Source organism: Pseudonocardia sp. DSM 110487, from assembly GCF_019468565.1.
Classification (GTDB): domain Bacteria; phylum Actinomycetota; class Actinomycetes; order Mycobacteriales; family Pseudonocardiaceae; genus Pseudonocardia.
Map to the genome: position 1 here is coordinate 763,041 of NZ_CP080521.1, position 19,582 is coordinate 782,622.

General features: G+C 72.2%; 21 protein-coding genes. 10 read left to right on the forward strand and 11 right to left on the reverse strand.

Annotated elements, in window-relative coordinates; translation table 11 throughout:
• The first annotated feature begins 83 nt into the window (after window positions 1-83).
• The 4 genes from pdxH to K1T35_RS03475 all read left to right on the forward strand — a co-directional run bounded on the left by pdxH (window position 84) and on the right by K1T35_RS03475 (window position 3,910).
• Window positions 84-737, forward strand: a complete 654-nt coding sequence (pdxH, locus tag K1T35_RS03460) for a pyridoxamine 5'-phosphate oxidase (RefSeq protein ID WP_220258739.1) — start codon at window positions 84-86, stop codon at window positions 735-737.
• Between the two features lie 207 nt (window positions 738-944).
• Window positions 945-2,186, forward strand: coding sequence for an MFS transporter (locus K1T35_RS03465; protein WP_370645304.1), 1,242 nt, complete (start codon window positions 945-947; stop codon window positions 2,184-2,186).
• 105 nt (window positions 2,187-2,291) lie between these two features.
• On the forward strand, window positions 2,292-3,593 hold the full coding sequence (locus K1T35_RS03470) for a citrate synthase (protein ID WP_220258741.1): 1,302 nt from the start codon (window positions 2,292-2,294) through the stop codon (window positions 3,591-3,593).
• Between the two features lie 83 nt (window positions 3,594-3,676).
• Window positions 3,677-3,910 (forward strand): hypothetical protein, encoded by a 234-nt coding sequence (locus tag K1T35_RS03475; RefSeq protein ID WP_220258742.1) that lies wholly within the window; start codon window positions 3,677-3,679, stop codon window positions 3,908-3,910.
• Here the strand turns inward: K1T35_RS03475 and K1T35_RS03480 are convergent, their stop codons facing one another.
• Together K1T35_RS03480 and K1T35_RS03485 are read right to left on the reverse strand one after the other, a co-directional pair.
• Window positions 3,911-5,092, reverse strand: coding sequence for an ABC transporter permease (locus K1T35_RS03480; RefSeq protein WP_220258743.1), 1,182 nt, complete (start codon window positions 5,090-5,092; stop codon window positions 3,911-3,913).
• On the reverse strand, window positions 5,089-6,003 hold the full coding sequence (locus tag K1T35_RS03485) for an ABC transporter ATP-binding protein (protein WP_220258744.1): 915 nt from the start codon (window positions 6,001-6,003) through the stop codon (window positions 5,089-5,091). Before K1T35_RS03485 ends, K1T35_RS03480 begins: the two co-directional genes overlap by 4 nt.
• 78 nt (window positions 6,004-6,081) lie before the next feature.
• Here K1T35_RS03485 and K1T35_RS03490 point away from each other — a divergent pair, with 78 nt between their 5' ends.
• Window positions 6,082-7,419 (forward strand): MFS transporter, encoded by a 1,338-nt coding sequence (locus K1T35_RS03490; RefSeq protein ID WP_255621550.1) that lies wholly within the window; start codon window positions 6,082-6,084, stop codon window positions 7,417-7,419.
• Here K1T35_RS03490 and K1T35_RS03495 read toward each other — a convergent pair.
• From K1T35_RS03495 to K1T35_RS03515, 5 genes are all read right to left on the reverse strand, one after another.
• The gene (locus tag K1T35_RS03495) at window positions 7,416-8,438 is read right to left on the reverse strand and encodes a gamma-glutamylcyclotransferase (RefSeq protein ID WP_220258745.1); all 1,023 of its coding nucleotides are present in this window, start codon (window positions 8,436-8,438) and stop codon (window positions 7,416-7,418) included. The genes K1T35_RS03490 and K1T35_RS03495 overlap by 4 nt on opposite strands.
• Before the next feature lie 91 nt (window positions 8,439-8,529).
• On the reverse strand, window positions 8,530-9,417 hold the full coding sequence (locus K1T35_RS03500; protein WP_220258746.1) for a metal ABC transporter permease: 888 nt from the start codon (window positions 9,415-9,417) through the stop codon (window positions 8,530-8,532).
• Window positions 9,410-10,642 carry a metal ABC transporter permease gene (locus tag K1T35_RS03505; RefSeq protein ID WP_255621551.1) on the reverse strand — a complete coding sequence of 411 codons (1,233 nt, stop codon included), beginning with the start codon at window positions 10,640-10,642 and terminating at the stop codon, window positions 9,410-9,412. Before K1T35_RS03505 ends, K1T35_RS03500 begins: the two co-directional genes overlap by 8 nt.
• Window positions 10,630-11,376 carry a metal ABC transporter ATP-binding protein gene (locus K1T35_RS03510; protein WP_220258747.1) on the reverse strand — a complete coding sequence of 249 codons (747 nt, stop codon included), beginning with the start codon at window positions 11,374-11,376 and terminating at the stop codon, window positions 10,630-10,632. Before K1T35_RS03510 ends, K1T35_RS03505 begins: the two co-directional genes overlap by 13 nt.
• Before the next feature lie 10 nt (window positions 11,377-11,386).
• On the reverse strand, window positions 11,387-12,337 hold the full coding sequence (locus K1T35_RS03515; RefSeq protein WP_220258748.1) for a metal ABC transporter solute-binding protein, Zn/Mn family: 951 nt from the start codon (window positions 12,335-12,337) through the stop codon (window positions 11,387-11,389).
• 93 nt (window positions 12,338-12,430) lie between these two features.
• Here K1T35_RS03515 and K1T35_RS03520 point away from each other — a divergent pair, with 93 nt between their 5' ends.
• Together K1T35_RS03520 and K1T35_RS03525 are read left to right on the forward strand one after the other, a co-directional pair.
• Window positions 12,431-13,579, forward strand: coding sequence for an MFS transporter (locus K1T35_RS03520; protein ID WP_255621552.1), 1,149 nt, complete (start codon window positions 12,431-12,433; stop codon window positions 13,577-13,579).
• A gap of 91 nt (window positions 13,580-13,670) precedes the next feature.
• On the forward strand, window positions 13,671-14,081 hold the full coding sequence (locus K1T35_RS03525; RefSeq protein WP_220258749.1) for a nuclear transport factor 2 family protein: 411 nt from the start codon (window positions 13,671-13,673) through the stop codon (window positions 14,079-14,081).
• A 34-nt stretch (window positions 14,082-14,115) separates the two neighbouring features.
• On the opposite strand, the gene K1T35_RS03530 is transcribed toward K1T35_RS03525, so the two are convergent.
• The 3 genes from K1T35_RS03530 to K1T35_RS03540 form a co-directional block, all read right to left on the reverse strand.
• Window positions 14,116-14,274 (reverse strand): hypothetical protein, encoded by a 159-nt coding sequence (locus K1T35_RS03530; RefSeq protein WP_220258750.1) that lies wholly within the window; start codon window positions 14,272-14,274, stop codon window positions 14,116-14,118.
• A gap of 183 nt (window positions 14,275-14,457) precedes the next feature.
• Window positions 14,458-15,081 carry an MBL fold metallo-hydrolase gene (locus K1T35_RS03535; RefSeq protein WP_220258751.1) on the reverse strand — a complete coding sequence of 208 codons (624 nt, stop codon included), beginning with the start codon at window positions 15,079-15,081 and terminating at the stop codon, window positions 14,458-14,460.
• On the reverse strand, window positions 15,078-16,163 hold the full coding sequence (locus tag K1T35_RS03540; protein ID WP_220258752.1) for an S-(hydroxymethyl)mycothiol dehydrogenase: 1,086 nt from the start codon (window positions 16,161-16,163) through the stop codon (window positions 15,078-15,080). The genes K1T35_RS03535 and K1T35_RS03540 overlap by 4 nt, the downstream gene beginning before the upstream one ends.
• Before the next feature lie 77 nt (window positions 16,164-16,240).
• On the opposite strand from K1T35_RS03540, the gene K1T35_RS03545 reads away from it, so the two are divergent.
• Window positions 16,241-17,005 carry an enoyl-CoA hydratase/isomerase family protein gene (locus K1T35_RS03545; protein ID WP_220258753.1) on the forward strand — a complete coding sequence of 255 codons (765 nt, stop codon included), beginning with the start codon at window positions 16,241-16,243 and terminating at the stop codon, window positions 17,003-17,005.
• A 23-nt stretch (window positions 17,006-17,028) separates the two neighbouring features.
• Here K1T35_RS03545 and K1T35_RS03550 read toward each other — a convergent pair whose 3' ends face one another.
• Window positions 17,029-17,601: a TetR/AcrR family transcriptional regulator gene (locus tag K1T35_RS03550; protein ID WP_220258754.1), complete on the reverse strand. Its 573-nt coding sequence runs from the start codon at window positions 17,599-17,601 to the stop codon at window positions 17,029-17,031.
• A 52-nt stretch (window positions 17,602-17,653) separates the two neighbouring features.
• On the opposite strand from K1T35_RS03550, the gene K1T35_RS03555 reads away from it, so the two are divergent.
• Together K1T35_RS03555 and K1T35_RS03560 are read left to right on the forward strand one after the other, a co-directional pair.
• Window positions 17,654-18,628: a DUF2867 domain-containing protein gene (locus tag K1T35_RS03555; RefSeq protein ID WP_220258755.1), complete on the forward strand. Its 975-nt coding sequence runs from the start codon at window positions 17,654-17,656 to the stop codon at window positions 18,626-18,628.
• A 9-nt stretch (window positions 18,629-18,637) separates the two neighbouring features.
• The gene (locus K1T35_RS03560) at window positions 18,638-19,570 is read left to right on the forward strand and encodes a phosphotransferase family protein (protein ID WP_220258756.1); all 933 of its coding nucleotides are present in this window, start codon (window positions 18,638-18,640) and stop codon (window positions 19,568-19,570) included.
• Window positions 19,571-19,582 lie beyond the last annotated feature (12 nt).

Here is a 19,582-nt window from a genome sequence, read left to right on the forward strand (position 1 = left end):
CCGGGTGGCTTCGGTCACCGGGGGTGTCGATCGCGTGTCGTTGCACATAGCGTGGTGGGTCCGCTACCCGGGGGAGGGCGTCGATGGCAGAGCAGCTGGCGACGATGCGCGTGGACTATGCGCGTACCGACGAGCTCGACGTGGGCGATCTCGCCGCCACGTGGCACGAACAGCTGGCGCTGTGGATGGACGAGGCGATCACCGATGGCGTCGCGGAACCCAACGCGATGGTGCTGGCCACCACGGGCGAGGACGGCAGGCCGACCTCGCGCACGGTGCTGTGCAAGGGCCTCGACGCCCGCGGCGTCGTCTTCTACACGAACTACACGTCAGCGAAGAGCCACCAGCTGCGCGCCACGCGGTACGCATCGGCCACCTTCCCCTGGTACGCCCAGCACCGGCAGGTGCACGTGCGCGGCCACGTCGAGCTGGTGACGCCCGCGGAGAACGCGGCGTACTGGTCCACCCGGCCCCGCGGTTCCCAGCTCGGGGCATGGGCGTCGGCCCAGTCGGTCGAGGTGCGAGACCGGCGCGTGCTCGACGACGCGCTCAAGGCCGCCACGCAGCGCTTCGCGGCCGAGGAGGAGGTACCGCCTCCGCCGCACTGGGGCGGCTGGCGGATCCTGCCGGAGCAGGTGGAGTTCTGGCAGGGCCGGAGCAACCGGATGCACGACCGGCTGCGCTTCGAGCACGATCCGCACAGCCGCACATGGCGCGTCCGCCGCCTGGCCCCCTGACTCCGACGAGCCCGCACTCACGCGACTCGCGCGCACTCACACCGCGACTCGCGCGCACGGAGACCGCGACTCGCGGAACGTGGTACTCGTTGTCGTATGACAACGTCCGGTCCGGATGGCCCAACGAAGCCGATCAATGCCGGCCCGGATGCCCCCACCAGCCCGACCGCGCGCCCCGAGCCAGTCACAAGGCGCATCGCGCGCTCGGTGCGCGGGGTACTGACCGACACCCGGCCCCTGCGCACCCCGGCCTACCGCAGGCTGTGGACCGCGGGCATCGTCACGGTCATCGGGGCGCAGCTGTCCGTCGTCGCGGTGCCCGCGCAGATCTACGAGCTCACGGGCTCGTCGGCGTACGTCGGGCTGACGGGCCTCTTCGGGCTCGTGCCGCTGGTCGTGTTCGGGCTGTGGGGCGGCGCGATCGCCGACGCCATGGACCGGCGCACCCTGCTGCTGTTCACCAACGCGGGCATCGCGCTGTCGTCGCTTGCGCTCTGGGTCACGGCCGCGAGCGGCGTCGGCGGGGTCTGGCTCGTGCTCGGGCTGTTCGCCGCGCAGACGGCGTTCCTCGCGGTCAACCAGCCTGCGCGCAACTCCGTGATCCCGCGGCTGCTGCCCGCCGAACAGCTCCCCGCGGCCAACACGCTCAACATGACCGTCTACCAGGCAGGCGCGATCGCGGGGCCGCTGCTCGCGGGCGTCCTGATCCCGGTGATCGGGCTCCCGACGCTCTACCTGCTCGACGCGCTGGCCCTGCTCGCCACGCTGTGGGCGACCTGGAAGCTGCCGTCGGTGCCGCCCGAGACGGGTGGTGAGCGCAGGCGGGCCGGGCTGAGGGAGATCGCGGAGGGTTTCCGCTACGCGGCCATGCACGCCGTGCTGCTGGTGTCGTTCCTGATGGACATCGTGGCGATGGCGTTCGGCATGCCGCGGGTGGTGTTCCCGGAGATCGCGCACACCGTGTACGGGGACCCGCCCGGCGGCGGGTTCGCGCTCGGGCTGCTGTTCGCCGCGATCCCGGCTGGGATGGTCCTCGCCGCGCTGTTCTCCGGCCGGCTGAACCGGATCCCGCGCCAGGGAGTGGCCGTCACGCTCTCGATCTGCGTCTGGGGCCTCGGCGTCGCGTTGTTCGGGCTCACCGGATCGCTGTGGCTCGCCGTGATCTTCCTCGCTCTCGCGGGCGCGGGCGACATGGTGAGCGGCGTCTTCCGCATGTCCATGCTGCAGTCCGTGGCAACCGACGAGATGCGCGGGCGCATGCAGGGGGTCTTCGCGGTGGTGGTCGTCGGCGGTCCGCGGATCGCCGACCTCTGGCACGGCCCCGCGGCGTCCTGGTGGGGACCCGGGACGGCGGCGACGGTGGGCGGGGTTCTCGTGATCGTCGGTGCGGTGGTGGTGGCAGCGGCGTTCCCGGCGTTCTGGCGTTACCGCCCTGTGCACGCCACATGACATTGGTCGTGATGAACGCGTCAATGCCAGGACGGGCGCAACTCCGATCCGGAGCACTAGCGTTGCGGCCAACCACGCAAAACATGAGTGTGAGGGAACCTCCACATGGCCGACGAGACCACCAGCGCCGCTGTTCTGAACCACCCCGGCGGCGAGTACGAGATGTCGATCCGGCCGGCGACCGAGGGTGCGTCCGCGTTCGACATCGGGAAGCTGCTCCCGTCGACGGGACTCGTCACGTTCGACTCCGGATACGGCAACACCGCTTCCTGTGCGTCCGCGATCACCTACATCGACGGTGACGCCGGCATCCTCCGCTACCGCGGGTACCCGATCGACCAGCTCGCGGAGAGCTCCACGTTCCTGGAGACCAGCTACCTGCTCATCTACGGGGAGCTGCCCACGAAGGACCAGCTGGACTCGTTCACGAACCGGGTCAGCCGCCACACCCTGCTGCACGAGGACCTGAAACGGTTCTTCGACGGCTTCCCGCGTGACGCGCACCCGATGCCGGTGCTGTCCAGCGCCGTCAGCGCGCTGTCGACCTTCTACCAGGACAGCCTCGACCCGTTCGACGAGGACGCCGTGGAGCTGTCCACAGTGCGGCTGCTCGCCAAGGTGCCGACGATCGCCGCGTACGCCTACAAGAAGTCGATCGGCCAGCCGTTCCTCTACCCGGACAACTCGCTGGGGCTCGTCGAGAACTTCCTCCGGATGACCTTCGGGTTCCCGGCCGAGCCGTACGAGGTCGACCCCGACTTCGTCCGTGCCCTCGAGGTGCTGCTCATCCTGCACGCCGACCACGAGCAGAACTGCTCCACCTCCACGGTCCGCATGGTGGGCTCGTCGCAGGCGAACCTGTTCGCGAGCATCTCCGCCGGCATCAACGCCCTGTTCGGGCCGCTGCACGGCGGGGCGAACCAGGCGGTGCTGGAGATGCTGCAGCGGATCCGCGACGTCGAGGAGGGCAACGTCGACGCCTTCATCGAGCGGGTGAAGAAGCGGGAGCACGGCGCCCGGCTGATGGGCTTCGGACACCGGGTCTACAAGAACTACGACCCGCGCGCCCGGATCGTGAAGCAGAGCGCCGACGAGATCCTCAAGAAGCTCGGGGTCAGCGACCAGCTGCTCGACATCGCGAAGGCGCTCGAGGAGCGGGCCCTTGCCGACGACTACTTCGTCGAGCGCAAGCTCTACCCGAACGTCGACTTCTACACCGGCGTGATCTACCGGGCCATGGGCTTCCCGACGAAGATGTTCACGGTTCTGTTCGCCCTCGGCCGCCTGCCGGGGTGGATCGCCCACTGGCGCGAGATGATCAACGATCCGGCCACGAAGATCGGCCGGCCGCGCCAGCTGTACGTCGGCGCCACCGAGCGCCCGTACGTGCCGATGACCAACCGCTGATCGAGAACGCCGGGCGGGGCGTGGCGCGGGTCCCGTGCGAACGGCTTACCCTTCGTGCGCATCCGGCGGAAGGGTGGAGGTCTATGGCGGAGAACGTCGAGGGGCACCGCGGTCGTCGTGGCAGGTGGCTGGCGCTCGCCGTGTTGTTGGCGGTCGCGGTGTGGGTCGTCCGGTCGCGGCGGGCCACTCGGGCGGACTACGGAGGGGAGTGGCCGCTCCTCGAGGAGGCGGTGCCGGCCGTGCCGGCCCCGCCACCGGCGGCCGAGTCGGCGCCGCGGCGCCCGTCGCCCCGGCCACGTCCGGCGCCGACGCCCTGATCAGCTGGTCAGGGCGTCGCGGAGGCTGACGCGGGCGCCGGTGCGCAACACCGAGTTCCGGTAGACGCGCCCGGCGACCCGCACAACCACCACGATGGCCGCCGCGGCGAGCGCCGCGGCCACCAGTACCTCCCCGAGCGACGCGACGCCGAGTGCGTAGCGCGCCGGCATGATCGTCTGGGAGAAGAACGGCACGAACGACAGCACGGCGGCGAGGCCGTTGCGCGGGTCGCTCGGCAGCAGGTTGAGCGCCAGCACGAACGGGATCAGCAGCAGGAAGATCATCGGTGCCACGACCGACTGCAGCTCCTCCTGCCGCGAGACCGTGGAGCCGACGGCCGCGTAGAGCGAGGCGTAGAGGAAGAAGCCGAGCAGGTACCAGAGCACGACCATCGCGAACATGCCCATCGCGGCACCCGGCACCACCAGCAACCCGGCGGCACCTGCTCCGAGGCCCGCGATCGCGCTGAGGATCACCAGCTGCAGCAGCCCCACCGCGCCGAGCCCGAGTACCTTGCCTGCCAGCAGCTGCCACGGCGTAATCGTGGCGAGCAGCAGCTCCACCACCCGGCTCTGCTTCTCCTCGACCACGCCGGTGGCGACGAGGTTGCCGTACCCGCTGAGCGAGAAGAACAGCAGGATCGTCCCGACGAACGCGACCGCGAGCCGCTGGCCGCTCCCGCTGTCGGCCGGTTCCAGCGTGCTGACCTCGAGCGCGGAGGAGTTCGCGACCCGCGCGGGGTCCACCCCCGCGCCGGCGAGAGCCGCGGTGACGGCCTGCTGCGCGACCGCGTCCCCCACGATCGCCTGCAGTGTGCCCTCCACGGAGTCGAGGCCGACGAGCTCGTACGCGCCGGGCGCGCCGGTGAGCAGTGCGTCGAGGGCCCCGTCCCGGACCTGTCCGCGTCCGTCGGCGTCGTCGACCTCGCGGACGGTGAGCTCGGTGCCCTGCAGGTGTGCGGTCTGCTCGAGGACCGGCCGGATCGACACGGCCTGTGGGGCGACGCCGAGCGTGTGGCTCGAGGTCTGGCCACCGATGTAGGTGCCGAGCAGGAGCAGCCCGCCGAAGAAGACGAGCGTGATCACGATGCCGACCACGAAGCTGCGCGAGCGGACCTGCGTGACGAACTCGCGGCGCGCGACGAGCAGGACCGCGCTGCGGGCGGGCAGCGGCGCGCTCATGCCGCGCCCTCCGCCTGCGCGGGGCCGGCCTGCACGACGTCGCGGTAGAGCTCGGTGAGCGGCGGGCGCCACCGGCGGAACTCGTGCACCGGCCCAGCGGCGAGCGCCGCTCGCAGCACGTCCTGGTCGTCGGTGCCCGCGGCGAGCCGCACGCGGGTGCGCCCGTCGGTGTCGTCGAGCACCTCGACGCCTTGCAGCGCCGTAGCCCAGCCTGGCGGCGGCCCTTCGACGTCGAGCACGGCGGCCGCACCGCCGCGTTCCCGCAGGTCGGCGACGCTGCCGACGGCCACCATGCGCCCGTCCGCGATGATCCCGATCCGGTCGCACAGCCGCTCCACGAGCTCGAGCTGGTGGCTGGAGAAGATCACCGGGACGCCGGCGTCGGCCTTGTCGCGCAGCACGCCGCTCATCACCTCGACCGCCGTGGGGTCGAGCCCGGAGAACGGTTCGTCGAGCACGAGCACCTCCGGGGCGTGCACGAGCGCGGCGCACAGCTGCACCCGCTGCTGGTTGCCGAGGGAGAGCTTCTGCACCTCGTCGCCGAGCCGCGCGCCGACGCCGAGCCGCTCGGTCCACACCGTGACGGCCGCGGCGGCGTCCGCGGCGGAGAGGCCGTGCAGCCTGGCCAGGTAGCGCAGCTGGTCACCGACTCGCATCTTCGGGTAGAGGCCCCGCTCCTCGGGCATGTAGCCGATGCGCCTGCGCACGTCGGCGTCCACCGGGCGGCCCTTCCAGCGCACCTCGCCCGCGTCGGCGGAGAGCACCCCGAGCACGATGCGCATCGTCGTGGTCTTGCCGGCGCCGTTGCTGCCGACGAACCCGAACACCTCGCCCGGCTCGACGGTGAACGAGACGTCGTCGAGCGCCTGCCGCGCCCCGAACCGCTTGCTGACTCGTGCGATCTCCAGCACACACAGACAGTAGTGCCAGCGTTTGCGGGCCCTCCGGACCGCTCATAGGTTCGACCGGCAACACCGTAAGGGGGGCCTATGGCCACGCAGGAACATCAGCAGGCACACGAGGTCGACGAGCGGACGGTCCGCAAGGCGGTGGGGGCCGCCGCCATGGGGAACCTCGTCGAGTGGTTCGACTACGGCATCTACAGCTACGTCGCGATCTACATCGCGATGAGCTTCTTCCCGGGCGGGGACGAGAGCGCGAATGTCGCGCTCACGTTCGCCCTCTTCGCGGTTGCGTACCTGGTGCGCCCGCTCGGCGGCATGATCCTCGGCCCGCTGGGTGACAGGGTCGGCCGGAAGCGGGTGCTCGCGCTCACGATCGTGGTGATGTCGGCGGCGAGCTTCGCGATCGGGCTGCTCCCGACGTTCGGCGCGGTGGGTTGGCTCGCGCCGATCCTGCTGGTCGTCGCACGGCTGGTGCAGGGCTTCGCGACGGGAGGCGAGTACGGCGGGGCCGCCGCCTTCATCGCGGAGTACGCGCCGGACAAGCGCCGCGGCTTCTACTGCAGCTTCCTCGAATTCGGCACGACGGGTGGGTTCGTGCTCGCGGCCGGCCTGGTGACGGTCCTGCAGCTCGGCCTGTCCCCTGAGGCGATGGCGTCATGGGGCTGGCGGATCCCGTTCCTGATCGCGGGCCCGCTCGGGCTCGTCGGGCTGTACCTGCGGAGCAAGCTCGAGGACACGCCCGCGTTCCGGGAGCTGGAGGAGCGGCACCAGGTGTCGGAGTCGCCGCTCAAGGACACCCTTGTCCACCACTGGCGGCCCGTGCTGGTCTGCATGGGACTGGTGCTCTTCTACAACGTCGCCGTCTACACGATCCTCTTCTACATGCCGACGTACCTGCAGACGACGCTCGGCCTCGCGGAGACGCCCGCGCTGCTCTACATCCTCGGCATGATGCTGATGATCATGTTCGTGATCATCCCGGTGGGCGCGCTGTCCGACCGGATCGGCCGCAAGCCGCTGATCGTGGCCGCGTGCATCGGGTTCATCGTGCTCGGCTACCCGGCCTTCATGCTGCTCGCGCTCGGCACGGTGACCGGAACGGTGGCCGGGCTGGTCGTCCTCGGCCTGTTGCTGGTGATGTTGCTCGGCACGATGTCGGCCACGTTGCCTGCGCTCTTCGCGACGGACGTCCGGTACGGCGGCTTCTCGATCGGCTACAACCTCTCGACGTCGATCTTCGGTGGAACCGCACCGTTCGTCCTGGAGACGCTGGTGATCAGCACCGGGAACAACGCGATGCCCGGGATCTACCTCGTCGTCGCCTCCGTGATCTCGATGGCGGCGGTGATCGCGGTGGCGGAGAGCGCGCGGAAGCCGTTGCCGGGGACGTCGGCGGCGGTGCTGCGCGCAGCGCCGGCCTAACGCCAGCCGGCGGGCAGTGGACGGAACCCGTCGAACGGGGCTGCCCACACGTAGCTCCAGCAGACGGTGCCCTCGGCCGTGACCAGCCGCTCGCGGCGGTACTGGCTGCCCTCGTACTCGTCGAGGGTCGGCAGGAGGTCCGCCGGGTTCCGCACCGGCACCAGCCATCCGGGTGCTCGACCCTTGATGTCGCGGCGCAGCGCCGGGTAGCCGAGGCCGGTGTCGTACACGACCCCGTCGACGCTCGCGGGGAGCGGCTCGCCCGCGCTGTGCGGCGCCACCAGCCGCCACGAGCGGTGGCCGGGCTGCAGGAGGCCGTAGACGAAGATGGCCGCGGGCCACTCGTCGCCGTGCGGTGCTCCGGCCACCGTCGGTGCGTCGAGGCCGTCGTCGCCGGGTTCGCCGCTGAGCCCGTGTGCCGCCTCCTGGGGCAGGTCCGCGCATCGGACGGGCGCCCCGTCCACGTGCAGTGGGCGGCGGATGGCGCCGTGCCCGACGTAGCACCACGGCTCCGGGATCCGGACGCCGTCGGCCGTGCGCACCTCTCCGGTGCGCAGGCGGGCCAGGCGGAAGCGCTCGTCGCGGCCCTCGCAGCGGTCCAGCACGGCGATCTGCTCGGCCGTCGCGAGCCAGACGACGTGCTCCTCGACGACGCCGGGCGCCGCGGCGAGCACCGCGGGCCGCTGGCCGTCGCGGCGTCGGAGCCCGCCGGCCCACACCGCCGCGACACCGCGGGTACTGACCCGCAGTGCCACGACGGGGTCGTCGCCCATCCCGAGTGCCCTGCGCAGCCAGGTGATCTTGCTCGGGCAGCGGTTGGAGCCGTAGGCGAGCAGGGGAACGCGCCGCGCGGACGGAACCGCCCCGTAGCCGGCGAGCCAACCGTCGACGGGGGTGCCGTCGATGGTCCAGCTGTCCGTGTGGAGCACGTGCGACTCCCCGTCGACGTGCGCGAACGAGAAGTCCGGCACGGCGCCGGGGTAGGGGTCCGCTGGGAAGTCGGCGTCGGGGAGCGGCACCCGACCAGGGTGCCGTGCGTACCGGCGTTCGCGCACCCCGTCTCGTCTCACGCGACGCGTCGGCGGCGAGCGTGAACGGAGATGGGGCGCGTCAGCCGGGAAGGGGTGCGCCGGCCCGCGCCCGGCGCCACCGGCGGGTGAGGAGTCCGTGGCGGGGCGAGAGCAGCAGCGCCAGCACGAAGCAGGCCGTGCACACCAGCCCCATCGCGCCCGCGATCGAGCTGTCCATGGGGAGCGCGACGGCGTACCCCACGGCGGCACCGACCCACCCGATGCCGATCGCGAGCGCCACCATGACCACGAGCCGGTCGGTGAGCAGGTATGCCGTGGCCGCCGGGACGATCAGCAGCGTCACCACGAGGATCGCCCCGACGGCGTCGAACGCGGCCACCGCTGTGACGGCCGAGGCCACCAGCAGGAGCCGGGACAGCAGCACCGGGCGCAGCCGCACGGTGGCGCCGAACTGCGGGTCGAACGTCGTGGCCTTGAGCTCCTTCCACATCAGCCCGACGAGCACCACGTTGAGCAGCACGACCCCGCCGAGCACCAGCCCGGAGCGGGCGACCTCGTAGCCGCCGACCCAGACGGTGTCGAACGGCACGAACGCGATCTCGCCGTAGATCGTGGAGTCGAGGTCGAGGTGGATGCCCGCGGCGTAGCGGGTGACGCCGAGCACCCCGAGCGAGAACAGCGCGGGGAAGACCAGCGCGATCGCCGCGTCGGACGCGACGAGGCCGGTGGCCCGCAGCGCGTCGATGCCGAGCACGCAGAGCACGGCGAACGCGGCGGCGCCGATGATCACCGGGAGCGGGGCCCTCGTCTGCGCCACCAGCCAGACGGCGACGATCCCCGGCAGCACCGCATGGCTGACGGCGTCCGACAGCAGCGCCATCCGGCGTAGCACGAGGAACGGCCCCAACAAGCCGCAGGCGGTGGCCACCAGACCTGCGATGACGACGATCAGTGCTCCGTCACTCATCCTGGCTTCCTCCTAGAGGTCGTGAGCGGATACGCGCGCTATAGCTCGCGTTTCCACTCACGACCTTGCGGAGCTGGGCCACCGCGTCCTCGCCGAGGCTTCCGGCCAGGTCGACCGGGTCCGGCTCGCGGGCGTCCGGCAAGCGGATCGACGGGCCGTGCTCGAGCCATGCCGACCACAGGGCCCTGCGCTCCGCCGTCTCGGCAGCTGCCGCCCGACCGGTGGCGGTGAGCGTGCCGTCGGCGGCGAGCAGCCCCCGGCGGCGCAGGCCGGCGCGGATCAGCCGGTCGCTCAGGCTCGTCGTCGGGGCGTCGGGGTGGGCGAGCACGGCGTCGCGCCGCACGATCCGCCGTCGCGACGCGAGTCGACGAGCCTGCCACAGCACGCCGCGACCGGGTGCCAGTAGCAGCGCCGCGAGCGCAACGGCGAAGCCGGTGAGCACGACCACCGGCCCGGTGGGCAGCTGCCCGCGGGTGGCCGTGAGCGCACCCGTGACCCCGACCGCCGCCCCGATCAGCCCGGCGAGCACGAGCACGCTCGGGAACCGGTCGGCGAGCTGGCGGGCGGTGACCGTGGGCACCACGAGCATCGCGACCATGAGGATTGCGCCGACCACCCGCACCCCGATCACGACCGCGACGACGAGCAGTGCCGTCATCAGCGTCTCCAGAGCCCGTACCGGGAGGCCGATCGCGCCGGCGAACGCGGGGTCGAACAGCGTGGTGGTGAGCGCCCTGCGCAGCACCCCGACCACGACCAGCGCCACGGCGGCGAGCGCGGCCATCACGGCGACGTCGCGTTCCAGCAACCCGGCGGCCTGTCCGAACAGGTAGTTCTCCAGGCCTGCCTGGTCGGCGTCCGAGCTGTTGGACAGGTGCGTGAGCAGCACGACGCCGAACGCGAAGAACCCGGACAGCACCACACCGATCGCGGCGTCCGGCCGGATCCGCCCTGCCCGCTCGATCCCCACCATCAGCAGCGCGGCCACCATCCCCGCAACCGCGGCCCCGAGCAGCAGACCCGGCACGTCCTTCACCCCCGCGACGAGGAACGCGACGCAGACGCCCGGCAGCGTCGCATGCGCCACCGCGTCGCCGACGAGGCTGCGGCGGCGCAGCACGGCGAACGCGCCGAGCACCCCGCTCGTGATGCCGAGGACGAGCGCGCCCGCGACCACGACCGCGTCGGTGTACGGCAGGCCCAGCGCCGCGCTCAGCCGGTCCACGTCACTGCCGCCCCGTACGCAGCGCGTACCGCGTCGGTGGTGAGCACATCGGCCGTGGGTCCGCACCCGAGCACGCGCACGTTGAGCAGCAACGTCCAGTCGAATGCGGCCCGCACCTGCGCCATGTCGTGGTGGACGACCACGACCGAGCCGCCCGCGTCGCGCAGCTCGCCGAGCAGGCGCAGCAGATCCTCCTGGGTGCGGGCGTCGATCCCGGCGAACGGCTCGTCCATGACGAGCACCGGCGCCCGCTGCGCGAGCGCGCGCGCCAAGAACACGCGCTGCCGCTGGCCCCCGGACAGCTGCCCGATCTGCCGCTTCTCGAAGCCCGCCATCCCGACGCGCTCCAGGCACTCCGCCGCGATCGCCCGGTCGGCCCGCCCGACGCGGCGGAACCAGCCGGTGGACCGGTAGCGGCCCATCTCAACGACTTCGCGCACGGTGATCGGGAAGTCCCAGTCCACCGACTCCGCCTGCGGCACGTACGCCACGTGGTCGAGCGCGCGCCTGCCCTCGACACCGTCGATCAGCACTCGCCCCGCGTCGGAGGGGACGAGGCCGAGCGCGGCCTTGAGCAGCGTGGACTTGCCCGCCCCGTTCGGCCCGACGATCGCTGACAGGTGCCCAGCCGGGAACGCGCAGTCGACCTCCCACAGCACCGGCGCCGACCGGTAGGACACGGTCAGCCCACGGACCTCCAGCGCGCTGGCGGTCCGGGTCTCGGTCGAGCTCATGAGCATCGCGTCATCCCCTCTGATCGATCAGCCCGTCCGCGATCCGGTCGGCGTTGGCGCGCAGCATCCCGATGTAGGTGCCCTCCGGGGTGCCGGGATTCCCCGCGGCGTCGGTGTAGAGCTCCCCGCCGACGTGGATCTGCACGCCGTGCTGCGCGGCGGCGGCCAGCAGGGCGTCGATCGTCTGGCGGGGCACGCTCGACTCGATGAATACGGCGGGCACGTCGCGCTCGGCCACGAGCCGCGCAACCCGCTCGACGTCGGCGGTGGTGGCCTCGGCCGCGGTGGAGATGCCCTGGATTCCGGCCACATCGAGCCGGTAGCGGCGGCCGAAGTAGTTGAACGCGTCGTGGGACGTGACGAGCACCCGCCGCTGCTGCGGGATCGCCGCGAGCCGCCGGTCGATCTCGGCGTCCAGCGCGGCCAGCTCCGCGAGGTAGGTGTCGAGGCGGGCCCGGTAGCCGTCGGCGTGCTCCGGGTCGCGCTCGACGAGCGCGGCGGCGATCGACTCGCTGACCTTCGACCACAGCGAGACGTCGAACCAGATGTGCGGGTCGTACTCCGTGCTGGTGTCGGGGGGAGCGAGCAGCTGCTCGCGGGGGATGCCGTCCGTCACGGCCCTCGTCGGTTGCCGTTCCCCGAGCTCGAGGAACAGCTCGCCCATCCGGCCTTCGAGGTGCAGCCCGCAGTAGAGGATCACGTCGGCCCCGCGCAGCGCCTGCACGTCTCCCGCACTTGCCCGGTACAGGTGCGGGTCGACGCCGGGGCCCATCAGGCCGGTGACGTCCACCCGATCGCCGCCGATCCGGGTGACGGTATCGGTGAGGAAGTTCGTGGTGGTCGTGACGCGGACCCGCCGGTTCCCGATCGGGTCGGTGGCCGACGGCGGAGCGGCGACGCAGCCGGAGAGCGTGAGCAGCCCGGCCGCGACCAGCACGGTGCGGCGCCCCACCCCTGGCATTAGCCACCTCTAATCAATCAGTAAGCCCCGCCTAATGATCCACGATAGCGTATGTGACCGGATACCCGGAAGTGTGAGACCTACGCTCGGGGTGTGGTCTCGACCAGCGCTCGCGCCGGGATCAGCGGCGCCCCGTTCCGGTTCATGCTCGGAGCCACCACGTTCTGCTTCAGCGGCTACGCGCTGCTGCTCCCGGTCGTGCCGCTCTGGGCCGCGCGCGGCGGATCGGGGGCGTTCGGGGCAGGTGCCACCACCGCGGTGCTGATGGCGACGACCGTCGCCACCCAGCTCGCGGTGCCGTGGTTGCTCGTGCGGCTCGGCCACCGCTGGGTGCTAGCCGCCGGATCCGTGCTGCTCGGGGCCCCCGCGCCCGCCCTCGCCCTCTCGTCCGACCTCCCGCTCGTGCTCGCGCTCTCGGCGCTGCGTGGCGTCGGGTTCGGGCTGGCGACGGTGGCGGGGAGCGCGCTGGTGGCGGAGCTCGTGCCGCGGGAGCAGCACGGACGCGCGGCGGGCTGGTACGGCCTTGCCGTCGGGCTGCCCCAGCTCGCGCTGCTTGCGGCCGGTGTCGCCGTGGTCGAGCGGTTCGGCTTCACCGCGGTGTTCGTCGTGGCGGGAGTCGCCCCGGTACTTGGCGCGCTGCTCGTGCCGGCGATCCGGGTGGCTCGCACGACCGTCGCGATTCCGGCGGGGCCGCGCCGGGTCACGCGGTCGGCGCTGGTGCCGGTGTTCGCCATGCTGACGTGCTCGATCGCCCAGGGCGGCCTGATCACCTTCCTCCCGCTCGCCGTGCCGGATGCCGGGCTGCTCGTGCCGGGAGCCCTGCTGGCGACGGCGGCGGGCGCGCTGCTCGGCCGGCTGGTGGCGGGCGAGCTGGTGGACCGGCGCGGCTGGGGTGGCCGGCTCCTCGTCCCTGGGATGCTGCTCGCCGCGGCGGGGATGGGCGTCGAGGTCGTCGGCGGCGGCGCACTCGTCGTGATCGGGGCCGCCGCCGTCGGGTTCGGCTTCGGCATGGTGCAGAACGACTCTCTCACCGTGCTGTTCGCCGCTTTCGGCGCCGGCGGCTACGGCGCGGCGAGCGCGATCTGGAACATCGCCTACGACGCCGGCACGGGCGTGGGCGCACTCGGGCTCGGGGCGGTGGCGGAGTCGTTCGGCTACCCGGCCGCCTTCGGGGCGGCGGCCGTCCTGCTCTGCGCCGGGATGGCGGTGACCTTGACCAGGCCAGGGCGGCGGGCTCGATAGCCCGCACGGCGTCTGAACGGCGGTGTCCCTTCACGAGCGCTCGGGGCTACGGTCGCCGCTCCCACGGCGGGGACCACCGAGGAGGATCGCGATGTCGGACCACGCGGCGCTCGTGCAGGAAGCGTACGACGGCTTTGCGAAGGGCGACGTCGGCCCGCTCGTCGCCATTCTCGACGATGACGTCGAGTGGAACGAGTCCGAGCACTCCATCCACTGGCCCGGCGGCCCGTTCCGCGGAACGCAGGCCGTGTTGGAAGGTGTCATGGGTCCGCTCGCGCGAGACTTCGACGGCTTCCGGATCGACGTCGGCCGGATCTCTGTCGCGGGCGACACGGTGTTCGTCCAGGCCCGCTACCGGGCGACGGCCAAGGCGACCGGGAAGGCCCTGGACGCATTGGCCGCCCACGTATGGGACTTCCGGGACGGCAAGGTCGTCACGTTCCAGCAGTACACCGATACCTGGCAGTGGGCTCAGGTCACGGGCATCGAGCCGAAGCAGTAGTCGGGTCCAGCGGCCGCCGACGCCCGCCTCTCGGCTACTCCGCCGGGTTCGAGGCGGCGGCAGCGCTGCTCTGCGCTGGTGTGGTGGTGGCCTGGATCAGGCCTGGGGCGGCCGTCGGCAGACCATGAGCCTCGGCCGCCTCGCGTAGCAGGACGTCGTAGGTGAGCACGATGTCGACGTCGTCGCGGATCATCAGGGCAGTGGCGAGGTGGATGGCATCGAGGGTGCGCGGATCCCGATGCTCTCCGGCTCACTCACAAACGCAAATGTAGCACCAATGTGCTACCTGGTGGCCTATGTTCGAGATTGCATCCAGCGCTGTTCGGTCTTCCCCGGATCGCGCTGAATGCAATCTCGGTCCCGACTGCCGGGCTCCTCAGTGGCCCCGCGCAATCCACTCCTCCAGGTGCGGCAGCTCCGCACCGATCGTCGTCGGGTCGCCGTGACCCGTGCGGACCACCGTGTCGCCCGGCAGCGGCAGGAGCCGGTCGCGGATCGAGTCGATGATCGTGTCGAATGAGGAGAACGAGCGGCCCGTGGCGCCAGGGCCTCCCTGGAACAAGGTGTCGCCGGAAAGCAGCGTGCCGAGCTCGGGTGCGTACAGGCAGCACGAGCCGGGGGAGTGGCCGGGGGTGTGCAGCACCCGCACCGCCACCCCGCCCGCGGTGAGCGTCTGGCCGTCGGTCAGCTCTGCGTCCGGCTTGCGGTCGGGGTGGGTCATCTCCCACAGCGGAGCCTCTGCGGGGTGCAGCAGGATGGGCGCGCCGAACCGGTCGGCGAGCGCGGGGGCCTGGTTGACGTGGTCGTCGTGGGCGTGGGTGCACACCACCGCGACGACCCGCCGGTCGCCAACGGCCGCGGCGATCGCGTCGGCGTCGTGCGCGGCGTCGACGACGAGCACCTCGCGCTCGTCGCCGACGATCCACACGTTGTTGTCGACGTCCCAGGTGCCGCCGTCGAGGGAGAACGTCCCGGACGTCACGACCCGGTCGATCGTCACAGGATCACCACCGACCGCAGGACCTCGCCCTTGTGCATCTTCTCGAACGCGGCCTCGACGCCGTCCAGCCCGATCGTCTCGCTGACGAACTTCTCCAGCGGCAGCCTGCCCTGCAGGTGCAGGTCGACGAGCATGGGGAAGTCGCGGGACGGCAGGCAGTCGCCGTACCAGGACGACTTGAGCGAGCCGCCGCGGCCGAACACGTCGATCAGGGGCAGGTCGACCATCATGTCGGGGGTGGGCACGCCGACGAGCACGACGGTGCCTGCGAGGTCGCGGGCGTAGAAGGCCTGCTTGTAGGTCTCGGGGCGGCCGACAGCCTCGACGACGACGTTCGCACCGTTGCCGTCGGTGAGGGCCTTCACCCCCTCGACGACGTCCTGCGAGCGCGAGTTGATGGTGTGGGTGGCGCCGAACTCCTTCGCCCAGGCCAGCTTCCGGTCGTCCACGTCGATCGCGATGATCGTGGACGCGCCGGCGAGCCGGGCGCCTGCGATCGCCGCGTCGCCCACGCCGCCGCAGCCGATCACGGCGATCGAGTCGCCGCGACCCACCTTCCCGGTGTTGATGGCCGCGCCGATGCCGGCCATGACCCCGCAGCCGAGCAGCCCCGCAACCTCCGGCTTGACCTCGGGGTTCACCTTCGTGCACTGCCCGGCGTGGACGAGGGTCTTCTCGACGAACGCGCCGATGCCGAGCGCGGGGGAGAGCTCCTGGCCGGACTCGAGGGTCATCTTCTGCGCGGCGTTGTGGGTGGAGAAGCAGTACCAGGGCTCGCCGCGGCGGCAGGCGCGGCACGTGCCGTCGACGGCGCGCCAGTTGAGGATGACGAAGTCCCCCGGCTCGACGTCCGTGACACCCTCGCCGACGGTCTCGACGACCCCCGCGGCCTCGTGCCCGAGCAGGAACGGGAACTCGTCGTTGATCCCGCCCTCGCGGTAGTGCAGGTCGGTGTGGCAGACCCCGCAGGCCTGCACCTTCACGACCGCCTCACCGGGCCCCGGGTCCGGCACGATCACCGTCTCCAGCGAGACCGGCTCACCCTTCTTGTGCGCGACGACCCCGCGGACCTGCTGCGGCATGACTATCCCTCACCTCGTTGTTCGGATGCGCTCATGCGCAGCCTGCCACGTGTGCGAAGCGGCGGTAGGTTCCAGACGTGCTCGTACGCGATGACATCGACGTCGAGGGCGTTCCGGTCGCGGTGCTGCGGATGGCGCACGGCCCGGTCAACGCGATGGACCTCGAGCTGTGCCAGGCGCTCGCTGAACGGTTCCGCGCGCTCGCGGCCGATCCGGCCCGTGTGGTGGTCGTCACCGGATCGGACCGCGCCTTCTCGGCAGGTGTCGACCTCAAGCGCTGCGCTGCGGGCGGCGACCCGTACGTCGAGAAGTTCCTCCCGGCGCTGGCCGACGCGTTCCGGGCGGCGTTCGAGCTGCCGAAGCCGCTCGTCGCGGCGGTGAACGGACACGCGATCGCCGGTGGCTGCGTCCTGGCGGCTTGCGCCGACGTCGTGCTGATGGCCGATGGTGACGGCCGGATCGGGGTGCCCGAGATCAAGGTGGGGGTGCCGTTCCCGCGCATCGCGCTGGAGGTGCTCGGCACCGCGGTGGGTGAGCGGGGTGCGCGCGAGCTCGTGATGGGCGCGCAGACCTACCTCCCCGACCAGGCCGCGCGGCTCGGGCTGGTCCACGAGGTCGTCCCCGCGGCCGAGCTGGGCTCCCGGGCGCTCGCCGCGGGCGCCGCGCTGGCGCGGGACGTGCCACCGGACACGTTCGCCACTACGAAGGGGCAACTTCGCCGCGGCGCGCTGGAGCGGACCGACCGCTACGCCGACGAGGACGAGCCGGTGTCGACGCTGTGGAAGCGACACATCAGCGACGGCTGGGTGGCGCGGTACCTGGCGTCGGTCACCAGGCGTTGAGGGGCCGGTTCGGTCCCATTGCCCTACCGGGCGGTGAGAGTGGCGATCACTGAGTCGACGTACGCGGGAAGCGCCACGCCGGACGGGGCGGCGCCCGGGGTGGCGTGCGCGAGCTGCGCGTGGCCGAGGTAAGCCGTGTAGGCGAGCAGGCTCCGTTGGCGGGCCTCATCGGGCGGGAAGCCGAGCTCGGCGAACATCGCGGCCAGGTAGTCGAGGCGCCGTGTGGTGATCCGGGCCAGCACGGGAGCGACCAGCGGGTGGTCCGCGCTGGACTGCAGGGCGAGCTCGACGCGGGCCCCCGGGAGCTCGATGCCTGCCCCAAGCGCCACGGCGAGCAGCATGCGCAGCCTGCGGCGCATGTCCGGCTCGGTCTCGACGAGTGCGATCACGTCGTCGGTCTCGGTGCGTTCCCACAGCCGCAGCGCGGCTTCGAGCAGCGCGTCCCGGCTGCTGAAGTGCCAGTAGAAGCTGCCCTTCGTGGTGCCGAGCGACGCCGCGATCGGCTCGACCGCTACGGCCGCTATGCCACCGCGCGCCAGCGCCGCGAGTGCCGCGGATGTCCAGTCGCCCGCCGTCAGTTGCTTCCGAACCGGCATCTCCGTACGGTACCGTACGGCTGTCCATACGGTGGCGTACGGAGGTGGCTCCATGGTCCGCAACGTCCACGAGCGGATCGTTCCGGCTCCGATCGAGCGGGTCGGCCCGCTTCTCGACCGGATCGGCGGGCCCGACGACGTGCTGTGGCCGACGCCGGGGTGGCAGCCGATGGTGCTGGACCGGCCCGTTGCGGTCGGTGCGGCGGGCGGGCACAGCTCGATCCGCTATCGCGTCACCGGATACGAGCCGGGCCGCAGGGTCGAGTTCGAGTTCACTCCTGGCGATGGGATCGAGGGCCGGCACGTGATCTCCGCCGAGCCCGCGGGCCCCGACCGCACGCTCCTGCGGTACGTCTCCGAGGGGCGGTTCACCGGCGCGATGCGGCTGGCATGGCCGCTCGCCGTCCGCTGGGCGCACGACGCGCTGCTGGAGGAGCTCCTCGACAACGCCGAGCGCGCGGTCGGGGTCGAGCCCGCGCGCCCGGCCCGCCGGTCGGCGTACGTGCGGCTGTTGCGGGCGTTCGAGGTGCCGCGGTCGATCGCCACCGCCCCGCCGCGCACACCGTTGATCTCCGGTGCGCTCCCGCGCGTCGACTGGACGGACGCCTACGCCGTCCGCGCGCTTCCCGGCATGCCGGCCGACCCGCAGGTGTGGGCGGACGCGGTGTTCCGCCACCCGCCGCGCTGGGTGCTCGCCGCGCTCGGGCTGCGTGAGCTGCTGGTCGGGCTCGTCGGGATCGACCGCAGCGGAGCGGGCGCGTTCGCCACCCTTGCCCGCACCGAGGACGAGGTGCTGCTCGGCACGGACGCGAACCACCTCGACTTCAGGGCGTCGGTGCGCCGCGAGCCCGATCGGGTCGTGCTCAGCACCGTCGTGGGGCTGCACAACCGGCGTGGGCGGCTCTACTCGGCGCTGGTGCGGCCGGTGCACCCGATCGTCGTGCGCGCGATGCTGAACCGGGCGTCGCGGCGGCTCTCCGGTGCGGCCCGCCGTAATCCGCTGGACGTGGTCGCGCGCATGCGGTGATCTCGGCGCATGCCGAACGGAGGCGGAAACCGGCTGGGATTCGACGAGCTGCCCGTGCGGGTCCGCAGGGCGATCGAGGAGATCCTCGGCGCGCCCGTCGTGGCGGCGCACACGCAGCCCGGCGGGTTCTCGCCCGGCCTCGCCGCTCGCCTCGTGCTCGCCGACGGACGGCGGGCGTTCGCCAAGGCGGTGGGCGTCGAGCGCAACCCCGACGCGCCGGGGTTCCATCGGCGGGAGGTGGAGGTGCTCGCCGCCCTGCCGCCCGACCTGCCCGTTCCCCGCCTCATCGGCAGCTACGACGAGGGTAACTGGGTGGCGCTCGTGGTCGAGGACGTGGAGGGCGAGACGCCCGCGGAGCCGTGGCGCCCCGGCGAGCTCGCCAGGGTGGTCGAGGCCATGGCCGGGCTCGCCGACCGGCTCACCCCGAGCCCGATCGCGATCCGCCCGATCGCGGCGCTCGACGAGAACGGCTTCCGGGGCTGGCGGACGCTCGCCGCCGATCCGGCCGCGGCCGCCCCGCTTGGCCCCGCGGTCCGCGCTCGGATCGACGAGCTCGCCGCGATCGAGGACGGCTGGGCCGCGGCGGCAGCGGGCGACTCGCTGGTGCACGGCGACCTGCGCGCCGACAACATCCTGCTGACGCCGCACGATGTCGTCTTCGTCGACTGGCCGCACGCCAAGATCGGTGCGCCGTGGCTCGACCTGCTGTTCCTGCTGCCGAGCGCCGCGGTCACCGGCACCGACCCGGAGGAGGTCTGGGCCGCCTACCCGCCGGCGCGCAAGGCGGACCCGGACGCGGTCACCGCCGTTCTCGTCGCACTGACGGGATTCTTCCTGCGGCACTCGGTGCTGCCGCCACCTCCGAACCTGGAGCGCGTGCGGGAGTTCCAGCGGGTGCAGGGCGAGGCGGCGCTGCGCTGGGTCGACGCCCGCCTGCGCTGATTCCCACTGGGG

Bases quoted from the DNA above. Each gene is read 5' to 3' on its own strand.
- K1T35_RS03480 (WP_220258743.1), bottom strand. From the start codon at position 5,092: ATGAGCGCGCCGCTGCCCGCCCGCAGCGCGGTCCTGCTCGTCGCGCGC.
- K1T35_RS03475 (WP_220258742.1), top strand. From the start codon at position 3,677: ATGGCGGAGAACGTCGAGGGGCACCGCGGTCGTCGTGGCAGGTGGCTG.
- K1T35_RS03560 (WP_220258756.1), top strand. From the start codon at position 18,638: ATGCCGAACGGAGGCGGAAACCGGCTGGGATTCGACGAGCTGCCCGTG.
- K1T35_RS03470 (WP_220258741.1), top strand. From the start codon at position 2,292: ATGGCCGACGAGACCACCAGCGCCGCTGTTCTGAACCACCCCGGCGGC.
- K1T35_RS03525 (WP_220258749.1), top strand. From the start codon at position 13,671: ATGTCGGACCACGCGGCGCTCGTGCAGGAAGCGTACGACGGCTTTGCG.
- K1T35_RS03550 (WP_220258754.1), bottom strand. From the start codon at position 17,601: ATGCCGGTTCGGAAGCAACTGACGGCGGGCGACTGGACATCCGCGGCA.
- K1T35_RS03540 (WP_220258752.1), bottom strand. From the start codon at position 16,163: ATGCCGCAGCAGGTCCGCGGGGTCGTCGCGCACAAGAAGGGTGAGCCG.
- K1T35_RS03555 (WP_220258755.1), top strand. From the start codon at position 17,654: ATGGTCCGCAACGTCCACGAGCGGATCGTTCCGGCTCCGATCGAGCGG.
- K1T35_RS03510 (WP_220258747.1), bottom strand. From the start codon at position 11,376: ATGAGCTCGACCGAGACCCGGACCGCCAGCGCGCTGGAGGTCCGTGGG.
- K1T35_RS03515 (WP_220258748.1), bottom strand. From the start codon at position 12,337: ATGCCAGGGGTGGGGCGCCGCACCGTGCTGGTCGCGGCCGGGCTGCTC.
- K1T35_RS03500 (WP_220258746.1), bottom strand. From the start codon at position 9,417: ATGAGTGACGGAGCACTGATCGTCGTCATCGCAGGTCTGGTGGCCACC.
- K1T35_RS03530 (WP_220258750.1), bottom strand. From the start codon at position 14,274: ATGATCCGCGACGACGTCGACATCGTGCTCACCTACGACGTCCTGCTA.
- pdxH (WP_220258739.1), top strand. From the start codon at position 84: ATGGCAGAGCAGCTGGCGACGATGCGCGTGGACTATGCGCGTACCGAC.
- K1T35_RS03490 (WP_255621550.1), top strand. From the start codon at position 6,082: ATGGCCACGCAGGAACATCAGCAGGCACACGAGGTCGACGAGCGGACG.